The organism is Aeromonas rivipollensis, assembly GCF_037811135.1.
In the GTDB taxonomy this organism is placed as follows: Bacteria; Pseudomonadota; Gammaproteobacteria; order Enterobacterales; family Aeromonadaceae; genus Aeromonas; species Aeromonas rivipollensis.
In genome coordinates this window covers 3,367,170-3,379,763 of record NZ_CP149130.1, presented here as the reverse complement: position 1 = coordinate 3,379,763, position 12,594 = coordinate 3,367,170, and the positions used below count along the sequence as shown (strand labels likewise).

Genomic DNA, 12,594 nt, shown 5'->3' with positions numbered 1-12,594 from the left:
AGGCGCGGGGGCGGCAGAATGACAAACGCCCCTGAAAGCAGGGGCGTTGATTGACGGCGCGGGAGCGCGGGATCAGGACTCCGGCTGGGCCGCCACGTGATTCTCCGGGATCTTCACCTGCAACTGCTGCAGGCGACGACGGTCAGCGTGCATCACCTTGAACAGGTAGCCGTCCAGCTCTATCTCCTCGCCCTTCTTGGGCAGGTGGCTGAAGGCGTGCATCACCAGGCCGCCGACGGTGTCCACCTCTTCATCGCTGAACTGGGTGCCGAAGAAGTCGTTGAAATCTTCGATCTCGGTCAGCGCGCTGACCGAGAAGACCCGTTTGCTGATGCGGCGGATCTCTTCCGGCTCGTCCTCTATGTCGTCAAACTCGTCGTCTATCTCCCCGACGATGAGCTCCAGAATGTCTTCTATGGTCACCAGACCGGAGACTCCGCCGAACTCGTCCACCACTATGGCCATGTGGTAGCGCTCTTCGCGGAACTCCTTGAGCAGGCGATCGACCCGCTTGCTTTCCGGCACTATCACAGTGGGGCGCAGGATCTTCTCGAGCTGCAGCGGCTCGCTGGCGTGATGGCCGCCAAAGCCGAACGGCAGCAGATCCTTGGCGAGCAAGATGCCCTCCACGTGATCCTTGTCTTCGTTGATCACCGGGAAGCGGGAGTGGCCGGATTCGATGATGACGGGCAGGAAGTCGTCCACAGGCTGGGACTTCTCTATGGTCACCATCTGGGAGCGGGGGATCATGATGTCACGCACGCGCAGCTCGGCAATTTCGAGCACGCCCTCGATCATGTCCTTGGTGTCCTGATCGATGAGGTCGCGTTCTTCCGCGTCGGCGATGACTTCCACCAGATCATTGCGGTCTTTTGGCTCGCCCTGGAAGAGTTGGCTGAGCTTGTCGAGCCAGGTTTTCTTCGGCGAGCCGGTACTAGGGTGATCGTCGGTCATTTTCTCTCTTGGTTACTCGTGTGAACACAGGGGATATTGTCTTGGTTATATAAGGATGACAGCGGCGTGTTTCAATGCCGTGATCGCCTCGTCAGCCTTTACTCTTCATCATTTGGATAGGGGTCGGGGAAACCGAGTTCCTGCATGATGTCGCGTTCTTGAACCGCACCATCTCCTCGGCCTCCTATTCACCTTATCCTTCGACTTCGTCGTCGAGGTAGGGATCCGCAAAGCCGAGTTCCTGCATGATGTCGCGTTCTTGAACCGCACCATCTCCTCGGCTTCCTATTCACCTTATCCTTCGACTTCGTCGTCGAGGTAGGGATCCGCAAAGCCGAGTTCCTGCATGATGTCGCGTTCGAGCTGCTCCATCTCCTCGGCCTCCTCGTCCTCGATATGGTCATAACCTAGCAGATGCAGACTGCCGTGCACAACCATGTGAGCCCAGTGGGCCATGAGCGGTTTGTGCTGCTCGACGGCCTCGGCCTCGACCACCTGGCGACAGATCACCAGATCCCCGAGCAGGGGGAGTTCCAGGCCGGGCGGCGCCTCGAACGGGAAGGAGAGCACGTTGGTGGGCTTGTCCTTGCCGCGATAGGTGTGGTTGAGCTCTCGACTCTCCGCCTCGTCCACCAGCCGTACCGTCACCTCGGCCTCCTCCTGGAAACCCAGAATGGTGCCATCGAGCCAGCCTTGCAGCTGGGCTTCGGTCGGCAGGCCGTCGGTGCTGGCGCAGGCCAGCTGCAGATCCAGGGTCACGCTCATTGGGCACTCTCTTTGCTGGTGTTCTCGTTGCGGGTATTGGAGGCGCTCTTCTCGGCCGCCTGCTGGGCGTCGAACGCCTCGTAGGCCTGCACTATACGGGCCACCACGGGGTGGCGCACCACGTCTTTGGATTCGAAGAAGTTGAACGACAGGCCATCGACTCCCTGCAGCACTTCCAGGGCGTGGCGCAGGCCGGATTTGGTGCTGCGCGGCAAGTCCACCTGGGTGATGTCGCCGGTGACCACCGCCTTGGAGTTGAAGCCGATGCGGGTCAGGAACATCTTCATCTGCTCGGTGGTGGTGTTCTGGGCCTCGTCCAGGATGATGAAGGCGTCATTCAAGGTTCTTCCGCGCATATAGGCAAGCGGCGCCACCTCGATGATGTTGCGTTCCATCAGCTTCTCGACGCGCTCGAAGCCCAGCATCTCGAACAGAGCGTCGTAGAGGGGGCGCAGGTAGGGATCCACCTTCTGGGAGAGATCCCCGGGCAGGAAGCCGAGCTTCTCACCGGCTTCCACCGCCGGGCGGGTCAGCAGGATGCGACGGATCTCCTGGCGCTCCAGGGCATCCACGGCTGCGGCCACCGCCAGATAGGTCTTGCCGGTGCCGGCCGGGCCTATACCGAAGCTGATGTCGTGGCGCACTATGTTGGCGATGTACTGGGCTTGATTGGGGCTCCTCGGCTTGATAAGACCGCGCTTGGTCTTGACCGTCACCTCCTTGCCATAGGATTGGCTCGGCGCCTCGTCATCGTCCTGCTCCAGCACACGGGACTCCTGCACCGTCAGGTGCACCATCTCGGGGGTGATGTCGGTCACCTTGCCCCCCTTGAGGGGCTGGGTCTCCACATAGAGGTGCTTGAGGATGACGGCCGCCGCATCTATCTGGGCCTGCTTGCCGAGCAGCTGAAAGTGGTTGTCACGGTAGCTGATCTCGATGCCGAGACGGCGCTCCAGCTGCTTGAGGTTGTCGTCAAAGGGGCCGCACAGGCTGGCGAGACGCAGGTTGTCGGCGGGTTCCAGGTGCAGGTTCAGGGTCGAGATGTGTCGGCTCAAGGTGTCCTCGTATCGGCTGTTCCCCCCGCCCTCGGGAGGGGGGAGAAAATTAATGGGGTCTGAAGGCCGCCACCCCGAGATCATCGGGGACGTTGTCCGGACGGCGAGCCAGGATTTCGCTCGGCGCCGTGGCGATGCGCAGATTCATTTCGTCCTCGCCGCGGATGAAGCGGCCACGCAGGGAGTAGGGGCGCACGTCGGTGATCTCCACGTCGGCGAAGCCGCCGATGAGACGGTGCGGCCCCTCGAAGTTGACCACCCGGTTGTTCTCGGTGCGGCCACTGAGCTGCATGGGATCCATCTTGGAGGGGCCCTCCACCAGGATGCGCTGCACCGAGCCCAACATGGCGCGGCCGATGAGCATGGACTGGTGATTGATCTGGTTCTGCAGGCGGGTGAGGCGGGCCTTCTTCACCTCCATGTCGACGTCGTCCGGCAGATCGGCGGCCGGGGTGCCGGGGCGCGGGCTGTAGATGAAGCTGAAACTCATGTCGAAGTTGATCTCCTCGATGAGCTTCATGGTGGCCTCGAAATCCTCGTCCGTCTCGTTCGGGAAGCCGACGATGAAGTCGGAACTCATGGTGATGTCGGGACGGGCGGCGCGCAGGCGGCGGATCTTGGACTTGTACTCCAGCACTGTGTGCGGGCGCTTCATCATGGTCAGGATGCGATCCGAGCCGCTCTGCACCGGCAGGTGCAGGAAACTGACCACTTCCGGCGTGTCCTTGTAGACCTCTATGATGTCGTCGGTGAACTCGATGGGATGGCTGGTGGTGTAGCGAATGCGATCGATGCCGTCGATGGCGGCCACCAGGCGCAGCAGCTCGGCGAAGGTGCAGTCATTGCCATCGAAGGTCGGACCGCGGTAGGCGTTGACGTTCTGGCCGAGCAGGTTCACCTCGCGCACCCCCTGCTGGGCGAGCTGGGCGATTTCGTAGAGCACGTCGTCGAGCGGCCGGCTCACCTCCTCGCCGCGGGTGTAGGGCACCACGCAGAAGGAGCAGTATTTGGAGCAGCCTTCCATGATGGAGACGAAGGCGGTGACCCCCTCGGCACGGGGCTCCGGCAGATTGTCGAACTTCTCGATCTCGGGGAAGGCGATGTCCACCTGGGCACCGCGCCCCTCCTGGACCTGCTTGATCATGGCGGGCAGGCGGTGCAGGGTCTGGGGACCGAAGACGATGTCCACATAGGGCGCCCGGCTGCGCAGGGCTTCCCCTTCCTGGGAGGCGACACAGCCACCCACGCCTATCACCAGTCCCGGTTTTTTCAGCTTGAGCTTCTTCCAGCGACCGAGCTGGTGGAACACCTTCTCCTGGGCCTTTTCACGGATGGAGCAGGTATTGAGCAGCAGGACGTCTGCCTCCTCGGGCTCTTCGGTCAGCGTGTAGCCATTGCTGGCGTCCAACAGGTCGGCCATCTTGGACGAGTCGTACTCGTTCATCTGGCAGCCCCAGGTCTTGATATGAAGTTTCTTGCTCATTGCTACTCTTGACAGTGTTTAAGATCGGCAGGGTCAAAGGACCGGCCATTTTACTCCGCAATCCCGGTGCTGACCAGTCTGGGGCCGCGCCACCGCCAGATGGCCTGGCCCGTCGCGGCAATTGCCCGTCTGACTCACTGTTTATCCGGTCTCCTTGCGTTATCATGCCCCATTCGGTTCGCCCCCTCTCTCCTTGTCCGGGGCGACCCCTTGCAGGAATCAAGTTATGGAACAGTGTGATATCGCCATCGTCGGCGCCGGCATGGTGGGTGCCGCCACCGCCTGCCTGCTGGCGGCAGAGGGTCTCAACGTGCGGGTCATCGAGACCCGGTTGCCGGAACATTACGCCCCGGATCAGCCGCTGGATCTGCGGGTCTCCGCCATCAGCCAGGCCTCGGTGGCGCTGCTGGACAAGGCCGGTGCCTGGTCGCACCTGCAGCAGATGCGGCTGTGCCCCTACCGCCGGCTGGAGACCTGGGAGCTGGACGGCTTCGCCACCCGCTTCGACTCGGCGGAGCTGGGACTGCCCCAGCTCGGCTACATCATCGAGAACCGGCTGGTGCAGCTCGCCCTGCTGAGGCGAATGGAAGATTTCCCCAATATCCAGACCCACACCCCGGCGGCTGTTGTCCGGCTGCAGCAAAGTGCCGGGCACGCCAGCCTGCTGCTCGACGATGGCACCGAGCTGCAGGCGCGCTGGGTGCTGGCTTGCGATGGCGCCGAATCCCACACCCGGCGTCTCGCCGGCATAGGGGTGTCGCGCTTCGAGTACCGCCAGCACTGCATGCTGATCAACATAGATACCGACTTCGAGCAGGAAGACATCACCTGGCAGCAGTTCACCCCGAGCGGCCCGCGCGCCTTCCTGCCGCTGCCGGGCCGGCACGGCTCCCTGGTGTGGTATGACAGCCCCGCCCGCATCCGTGCCCTGGCCGCCATGGGCAACGAGGCCCTGGCCGCCGAGGTGCGCCGTCACTTCCCGGCCCGGCTCGGCGGCTTCCAGGTGACCGGCAAGGGGAGCTTCCCCCTGGTGCGCCGCCACGCCAACCACTACCACGCCGGCCGGGTGGTGCTGCTCGGCGACGCCGCCCACACCATCAACCCGCTGGCGGGGCAGGGGGTCAACCTCGGCTTCAAGGACGTGGCCTGCTGGGCCGAGCTGCTCGGCAAGGCGGGGACTGCCTGGCACGACATCAGCCTGGCCAGCCGCTACGAGCACCGTCGCCGCCCAGACAACCTGCTGATGCAGTCGGGGATGGATCTCTTCTACGGGGTGTTCAGCAACGACATAGGGCCGCTGCGCCTGACCCGCAATCTGGCCCTGACCCTGGCGGACAAGGCGGGCCCGCTCAAGGAGATGGCGCTACGCTACGCCCTGGGGCTGGTGTAGGCAGCAGGACATTGACGACGAGGAGGCAGAAGCATGAACAAGGCATTGCTGGTGATCGACTTTATCAACGACATTGCCCACCCGGACGGGCGCATCGCCGCCTCGGCGGCCCATGTGCAGGAGCAGGATGCCATCCTCCATGCCAACCAGGCGCTGGCCCATGCCCGTGCCAGGGGCTGGCTGGTGGTGCTCATCAAGGTCGGCTTCGATAGCGGCTATCTTCTGCAACCCAAGGGCTCCCCCATGTTTGGCCGGGCTCACCAGCAGGGCGCCCTCTCCCTGGCCGATAGCGGCACCGACTTTCACTCCGAGCTGGATGTCGAGCCCGGGGATCTGGTGCTGACCAAACCCAGGGTCAGCCCCTTCTACGGCACGGCGCTGGAGCCTGCACTGCGGGCCAATCACATCGATCACCTCTATCTGTGCGGGGTGAGCACCGGCTGGGCCATTCAGGCCGCCGCCCGGGATGGGCACGATCGGGACTACGCCATCACCATACTGGAAGATGCCTGCGCCGCCGCCGATGCCAATGAGCACCATGCCTCCCTGCGCCAGCTCGGTCGCATCGCCGAGGTGATCAAGGTGGCCGAGCTGCAGTCAGATCCCGGCTAAGGCCTTGAGGACGCGCATATCATATGAGTGCGTGTTCCTGCTCCCACTCTTCCAGCTAGCACGAGAGATCGTGGTCATCCCCTTGGTTTGCCGCCGTCTTATTCGGCCTCCGGGTGCATGGCCCTGACCAGGGTCAGGAAGCGATCGCGAATGGGATCCGCAAAGTCGGGGTTCCACACCAGGCTTATCTCCCACTCGGACCAGGGGCCGGACAGGGGATAGAGGGTCACGTCCTTGCCCGCGATGAAGCCGACGCTGCGGGGCAGTATGGCGTTGCCTATGCCGGCGGCCACCAGGGCCACCAGGGTCTGGATGTCTTCCGCCTCCTGGATCATGCCGGTCAGGCGGTTGGCGCCGAGGAAGCGGGCGATCTGCTGGCTGAGGCCGGGGCAGCGGTGGCCCACCATCTGCAACAGTGGCTGCGTGGTCAGCGCCCGCTCCACATCGAACGCAGCCGGATCCGGCCCCGTCATCTGGCTCGGCACGGCCAGCACCAGCCGGTCGGTCAGCAACCTGTGCTCCCTCAGCTGTGGCGCCTGTGGCCTGCGCATAAAGCCTATCTGCAGCCGCCCTGCCAGCAGCAGATCGTGCTGGACGGCGGAGGTCATGTCCTGCAGGTGCACCATCACATCGGGGGCCTGCTGCTTGAAGCGGGCCACCAGGGAGGGGGCCAGTGCGAAGCTCGACAGCCCGAACCCTATCTTGAGGCGTCCGGCGGCGCCACTCGCCAGTGCCAGGGCGTGGTGCTCGAATCCCTTGCCGTGCTCCACCAGGGCGCGGGCCTGGGGCAGCAACTGGGTGCCGATGGCGGTCAGCTCGGCGCCATGGCGACCCCGGTTGAACAGGGTGCTGCCGAGCGCCAGCTCCAGCCCCTGGATCTGCTTGGTCAGCGCCGGCTGGGTGATGAAGAGTCGGCTGGCGGCTTCCCGGTAGTTGGCGGTCTCGGCCAGCATGACGAAGGCCTGCAGCTGTCTTAAGTCGAATTTCATTCCATTTGGTTATCCAATGTAGCTATTTATTGATTATAAATTATCTAACTGCCTTGTTCTAATGGTCTCGAAACGGGCCTTTTGCCCTCTGACCAGCCACAAGGAGTCATGTCATGTCGAGCGAACGCTATCTGTTCTTGATCAAGGGAAGCCTGGTAATGGCCCAGCCACTGGCGGCACCGGAGACGGGTGAGCTGTTGACCAGCCTGTTGCAGCAGGGGTTTGCCGTCGGACCCCTGCCGGTGTGGGCGAGCAATACCGAGCAGGCGCTCGCCTGCTATGAGCAATCGGCCCAGCGGCAGGCCTTCGTCGATGTGCTGGCGGGGAGAACCGCATGACCATGCTCACCCTGAGGGCCGAGGCCCTGCTGCTGGACATGGACGGCACCCTGGTGCACTCCACCACCGAGGTGGAGACCGTCTGGCGGCTCTGGTGCCAGGGTCATCGGCTGGATCCCGAGCCTGTGCTGGCCATGTGCCACGGGGTGCGCTCGCGGGAGGTGATCCGTGCGCTGGCGCCGCAGCTGGATCTGGCCCGGGAAGTGGCGCTGCTCGACGAGTTGGAGATCCGGCATGCGGGGGTGGCCGAGGCTGTCGCCGGGGCCCGCCCCCTGCTGGCGGCCTTGGCGCCGGATCGCTGGGCGCTGGTGACCTCCGCGAGCCAGCGGGTGGCGCGGCACCGCCTGGCCAGTGCCGGGCTGCCGTTGCCGAGACTATTGATCGGGGCAGAGGAGGTGGTGCGGGGCAAGCCGGATCCCGAGCCTTATCTGCTCGCCGCACGTCAGCTTGGTCTTGCCCCCTCCGACTGCCTGGTGTTCGAGGATGCCCCGGCGGGGATACTCAGCGCCCTGCAGGCCGGCTGCCCCGTGGTGCAGATCGGGGGCGACAGGCGGCTCGATCCGGCGGTCGTGGCGGTGATCCCCGATTGGCGTCAGGTGACTGTGGTTGCGAAGGAAGCAGACCCCATGCAAGTGAGGCTGCCGACCTGAGAGGCAGGCGACAAAAAAGCCCCCGGCGAGCGGGGGCTTGAGCGGGCGAGGCGCCTGGATTACTTGAAGACCCGGAAGCGGACCTCGTCGTCCATGAAGGTCTTGTCACCGGCCGGTTGCTCTATGCTGCCAAAGGGCATCTGGGCACGCAGCAGCCAGCTGGCGGGCAGGTCCCACTCCTTGCGGACAGCTTCGTCGATCAGCGGGTTGTAGTGCTGCAAGGAGGCGCCTATGCCTTCCTGGGCCAGGGTGGTCCAGACCGCAAACTGGGCGATCCCGGTGCCATGTTCGGACCAGATGGGGAAGTTGTCGGCATAGAGGGCGAATTTCTGCTGCAGATCCTTGATGACGGCGGTGTCCTCGAAGAACAGCACAGTCCCGAAACCGGCGCGGAAGCTGCCATTTACCTTGGCTTCGCTCTGGGGATAGGCCTCTGGTGGCACAATCTTTTTCAGTTCAGCTTTGACGATGTCCCACAGCTTGTGGTGCTGCTCGCCAAACAGGATGACGGCACGGGAGCTCTGGGAGTTGAAGGAGGAGGGGCTGTGCTTGATGGCCTCCTTGATGAGGGCCGTCAGCTGGGCTTCGGAATGGGTTACCTGGTCACCCAGGGCATAGATGGTACGACGTACTTTGATCTGTTCGATAAACGGACTGCTCATAACATCTCCTTGGTTGATGAATCGTTGCTGCCAGCGTTACCGAAAAAGGTCATCTGGCTCCGATTTCTCGAGTCATGGACTATAACACCTTCTGTGCAAGAAACCGTCAACGCTGGGTGATGACTGTTTCTACTTTTTATGGATATTCACATGACGAAATCGGGCATGGCACGCTGATGTCTTTGTTGTCATTTACAGTAGCTGTTAATGACTTCAATCAATACATTGGTGGTGTTTTCCACTATAAAATGCATATTACGTGACATTTTATAGAGGGTGGCATGGCTGCAACCATCATCAAGGAACGCTACTACATATTGACGCCGCTGTCGTTTCTGCTCGGTGCCCTGGTGCTGGTCGCCACCCTGTTGCTGGCCGCGACCAGCTACCTGCGCAGCATTGACAAGACCCTGGCTGGCTATGGCCACATGCTCACCTCCATTGACGCCACCCTGATCCACGAGATGGTGCTGGCCAATCGGCGGCAGCTCGGCGTGCTGGAGGACTCTCTGGACAAGCAGGCGATCGCGCGGGGAGCCTCGGCCATCAACGGGATCTGGGCCATAGCCCACCAGTTCAAGCACGACGCCCACTTCCTCTACTTCTACAACACCCGCTTCGACCGTCTCGACAGCTACCCCGACTGGCAGATGCCAGCCGGCTACCAGGTGCAGAGGCGCCCCTGGTATCAGACCCTGGCCAGCGACAGCGAGGAGCTGCTCTGGTTTGGCCCCTATCAGGAGTTCGGCGGCAACGCCGAGGTACTGACCCTGATCAAGCGGGTCAAGGATGACGAGGGGCAACTGCTGGGTCTGCTGATGGTCGACATGTCGTTCAACTCGCTGCAGGCGGCGCTGCAACGGGCAATGGGCGGCGATCAGGTTGCCCTCTACATCACAGAGCGCAAGGGAGGCCGGCTGGTGGTGGGGCACAATCTGTCACTGCTGCCTGCGGTGTCCGGCACGCCGAGTCAGGGGGCCGTGTTGAACGTGATCCGGGAAGGTTGCTACCTGAAGCAGCCGCTGTCGGATATTGACTGGGATCTCAACATCTATCTGCCCCCCTCCCACTTTCATGCCAACCTGCAAGATACCCTGCTGATGGTGGTGCTGCCCGCACTGGCGCTGCTCGCCATCTGGCTGTGCAGCCTGCTGTTTCTGGTGCGGATCTTTCGCCAGGAGCAGACCCTGGTGCAGCGTTACCTCAGCGGCCTCGTCCAGGATGAGGCGTTGATGGAGATCCAGCTGCGCCAGCGCACCTGGTTCGTGCACGGCAGCCTGGGGGAGATCAATCAGGTGAGAAACAGTCTGCTGCAGGGGCAGGATGCCCTGCTACACGATCCCCTCACGGGCATCATGAACCGGCGGGCCTTCGAGCAGGACAGGGCCAGGCTGGCGCAGGAGGAGAGGGCCCACTGGCTGGTGTTGTTTGATGTGGATAGCTTCAAGCGCGTCAATGACAGCTGGGGGCACGGAGTGGGGGATGCGGTGCTGTTCCGGGTGGCCACCATAATGGCAAGAACTCTGGGAGAGGCTCAGGTCTACCGGATCGGGGGGGATGAGTTTGCGGCCCTGCTACCCTGGGAGCAGGAAGAGGTCGAGGATCGCCTGACCCATCTGCTGGCCCGGGTGCGGGCGCTGCAGTGGCGCGAGTTTGAGGAGTGCATCACCCTGAGTGCGGGCGGGGCACGTTATCCGGATGACGCCGCTGCCCTGCTCGATCGGGCGGATGAGTGCCTGTACCAGAGCAAGCGGCAGGGACGGGACTGCTGGCATCTGTCAGCCACTTCGCCTCCCTCCAAAGGGGTTGTAGTGACAGTATCTGTCTGACCGTCATCGGGAGAAAAAGGGCCTGAATGGCCGAGAAAGGGGTCACAGTGGGAATAATTTCCCATGTGACCTTTTTTTTTAATTCATTTTCAGTCGGTTAGCCCATGTGACTGTGCCATGTCGCGAAGCAGAGACAGTCAGCCTGTCGGCGAAGATGCCGTAATCCCAGTAGCGGAGTCCGGGGCGCTTTGTATAGTGCAGGGAAAAATAATCAATCAGACATCAGGTTTGACAGGAGTACCCCATGGAGATGAACAAATACGGCATGAGCGCAGTGGCGCTGCTGGGCGCGCTGCTGTTGGGCAATGGTCAGGCGCAGGCGTCCGAGACCGTCAACACCATACTCGGTGGTGGCGTCGGCGGCGTCGCGGGCACCATGATAGGCAAGCAACTGGGGGGCGACACCGGCGCCCTGGTGGGAGCCGCAGTCGGCGGTGCGGCGGGTGGTGCGGCCACGGCCGACAGGGGCAACAAGAATGAGGCGGCCCTGGGTGGTGCCGTCGGTGCCCTGGGTGGTGCCGCCATCGGCAAGAGCGTGGGTGGCAACACGGGCCAGCTGATCGGCGCCGGTATCGGCGGGGCCGGTGGCTCGGCTATCGGCGCTCGCACCGGTGACGGTCACGAGTCCAACAACGACTACCGGGGAGGCCACCGCTACCGGGGTGACAATGGCTACCACAATGGCCACCACAAGCATCACAAGAAGTACAAGAAGCGCAGATGGCACGACGATGACTGATGTCATCCCGAGCATAATGAAAAGGGGGCCAGGGGCCCCTTTTTCGTGTCCGTCGTCTAGACCAGCCGGTGCTGGCGCCTGCCGAGGGCGAAGGCGTTGATGTTGTCGATAAGCTGATCCGCGAGGCGCTGCATCGACTCCTCGCTGGCCCAGGCCACATGGGGCGTCAGGATGAAGTTGGGGTAACGCAGCGCCTGCATCAGGGGGTGGTCGGGGGGCGGCGGCTCGACACTTGCCACATCGAACCCGGCGCCGCCGAGGCGACCGTTGCCGAGTGCCTCCAGCAGAGCCTGCTCGTCCACCAGGCCGCCGCGGCCCACGTTGATCAGCAGGGCCCCCGGTTTCATCATGGCCAGCTCCCGCTCCCCGATGAGGTGGCGGGTGTAGGGGGTGAGCGGGCAGTGCAGGCTGATCACATCCGAACTCTGCAGCAGGGCCTCCAGGGGCAATCTGTCTTCATCCCCGGGGGCGCCGACCTGGCTCTGGGCATAGAAGACCTCCATGCCGATGGCGCTGGCTCTCTGCCCCAGGGCCTGACCCAGGGTGCCCTTGCCTATGATGCCGAGGCGCTTGCCGTGCAGATCCATGATGGGGTGATCGAAGAAACAGAACTGACCGCTCTGCTGCCAGCGCCCCTCCAGCAGGGACTGGCGCCAGGCGAACAGGTTGCGTGACAGGGCCAGCATCAGGGCCATGGCGTGTTCGGGAACCGAGGGGCCCGAATAGTTGCGGATGTTGCACACGGCGACATTGGCGGCGCGGCACGCCTCCAGATCCAGGTTGTCGCTGCCGGTGGCCGCCAGGGCGATCAGGCGCAGCTCCGGCAACTGGGCCAGCTCGTCCTTGCCGATGCGGATCTTGTTGATGATGGCGATGCTGGCGCACCTGAGCCGCTCCACCACCTGTTCCGGTCTCGTCTCGGGATAGCTTTGCCAGTGATGGGGGAAATCGGGGCGACGCAGATTGATGCCGGCGTCCAGGGTGTCACTGTCGAGAAACACGATTTGCTGCATGAAGCCTCCTGCCGTTCGCTGCCGCGTGGGAGTCGCCATGATGCCAAAGATGGGGGGTGGCTGACCAGCCCGGATGCAGACAGGCCGGATGGCCCAATTACATACTCTCTATCAG

Annotated in this window: 13 protein-coding genes; 6 read left to right on the top strand and 7 right to left on the bottom strand. The window is 63.1% G+C overall.

Going from position 1 to position 12,594, the window contains the following annotated elements:
• Window positions 1-72 precede the first annotated feature (72 nt).
• From corC to miaB, 4 genes are all read right to left on the bottom strand, one after another.
• Complete coding sequence (corC, locus tag WIR04_RS15280; protein WP_338888020.1) at window positions 73-954, bottom strand: CNNM family magnesium/cobalt transport protein CorC; 882 nt, start codon at window positions 952-954, stop codon at window positions 73-75.
• A 294-nt stretch (window positions 955-1,248) separates the two neighbouring features.
• A complete protein-coding gene (gene ybeY / locus WIR04_RS15275; RefSeq protein WP_338888018.1) occupies window positions 1,249-1,719 on the bottom strand; it encodes an rRNA maturation RNase YbeY in 471 nt (156 codons plus the stop codon).
• A complete protein-coding gene (locus WIR04_RS15270) occupies window positions 1,716-2,774 on the bottom strand; it encodes a PhoH family protein (protein WP_338888016.1) in 1,059 nt (352 codons plus the stop codon). The genes ybeY and WIR04_RS15270 overlap by 4 nt, the downstream gene beginning before the upstream one ends.
• Window positions 2,775-2,823: 49 nt before the next feature.
• Window positions 2,824-4,257, bottom strand: coding sequence for a tRNA (N6-isopentenyl adenosine(37)-C2)-methylthiotransferase MiaB (gene miaB / locus WIR04_RS15265; RefSeq protein ID WP_025326104.1), 1,434 nt, complete (start codon window positions 4,255-4,257; stop codon window positions 2,824-2,826).
• A gap of 226 nt (window positions 4,258-4,483) precedes the next feature.
• Here miaB and WIR04_RS15260 point away from each other — a divergent pair, with 226 nt between their 5' ends.
• Together WIR04_RS15260 and WIR04_RS15255 are read left to right on the top strand one after the other, a co-directional pair.
• Window positions 4,484-5,647, top strand: coding sequence for an FAD-dependent monooxygenase (locus WIR04_RS15260; protein WP_338888011.1), 1,164 nt, complete (start codon window positions 4,484-4,486; stop codon window positions 5,645-5,647).
• A 33-nt stretch (window positions 5,648-5,680) separates the two neighbouring features.
• Window positions 5,681-6,259 carry an isochorismatase family cysteine hydrolase gene (locus WIR04_RS15255; RefSeq protein WP_338888009.1) on the top strand — a complete coding sequence of 193 codons (579 nt, stop codon included), beginning with the start codon at window positions 5,681-5,683 and terminating at the stop codon, window positions 6,257-6,259.
• 98 nt (window positions 6,260-6,357) lie between these two features.
• On the opposite strand, the gene WIR04_RS15250 is transcribed toward WIR04_RS15255, so the two are convergent.
• The gene (locus WIR04_RS15250; protein WP_338888008.1) at window positions 6,358-7,248 is read right to left on the bottom strand and encodes a LysR family transcriptional regulator; all 891 of its coding nucleotides are present in this window, start codon (window positions 7,246-7,248) and stop codon (window positions 6,358-6,360) included.
• A gap of 113 nt (window positions 7,249-7,361) precedes the next feature.
• On the opposite strand from WIR04_RS15250, the gene WIR04_RS15245 reads away from it, so the two are divergent.
• Both WIR04_RS15245 and WIR04_RS15240 read left to right on the top strand, forming a co-directional pair.
• A complete protein-coding gene (locus WIR04_RS15245) occupies window positions 7,362-7,586 on the top strand; it encodes a hypothetical protein (protein ID WP_025326108.1) in 225 nt (74 codons plus the stop codon).
• Window positions 7,583-8,236 carry an HAD-IA family hydrolase gene (locus WIR04_RS15240; protein ID WP_338888005.1) on the top strand — a complete coding sequence of 218 codons (654 nt, stop codon included), beginning with the start codon at window positions 7,583-7,585 and terminating at the stop codon, window positions 8,234-8,236. Before WIR04_RS15245 ends, WIR04_RS15240 begins: the two co-directional genes overlap by 4 nt.
• A 59-nt stretch (window positions 8,237-8,295) precedes the next feature.
• On the opposite strand, the gene WIR04_RS15235 is transcribed toward WIR04_RS15240, so the two are convergent.
• A complete protein-coding gene (locus WIR04_RS15235; RefSeq protein ID WP_338888003.1) occupies window positions 8,296-8,898 on the bottom strand; it encodes a nitroreductase family protein in 603 nt (200 codons plus the stop codon).
• A gap of 281 nt (window positions 8,899-9,179) precedes the next feature.
• Between WIR04_RS15235 and WIR04_RS15230 the strand changes: the two genes are divergently transcribed.
• The gene (locus WIR04_RS15230; RefSeq protein ID WP_338888001.1) at window positions 9,180-10,727 is read left to right on the top strand and encodes a GGDEF domain-containing protein; all 1,548 of its coding nucleotides are present in this window, start codon (window positions 9,180-9,182) and stop codon (window positions 10,725-10,727) included.
• Window positions 10,728-10,971: 244 nt separating this feature from the next.
• Complete coding sequence (locus WIR04_RS15225) at window positions 10,972-11,466, top strand: glycine zipper domain-containing protein (protein ID WP_025326112.1); 495 nt, start codon at window positions 10,972-10,974, stop codon at window positions 11,464-11,466.
• Window positions 11,467-11,522: 56 nt separating this feature from the next.
• Here WIR04_RS15225 and WIR04_RS15220 read toward each other — a convergent pair whose 3' ends face one another.
• On the bottom strand, window positions 11,523-12,479 hold the full coding sequence (locus tag WIR04_RS15220; RefSeq protein ID WP_025326113.1) for a D-2-hydroxyacid dehydrogenase: 957 nt from the start codon (window positions 12,477-12,479) through the stop codon (window positions 11,523-11,525).
• Window positions 12,480-12,594: the final 115 nt, after the last annotated feature.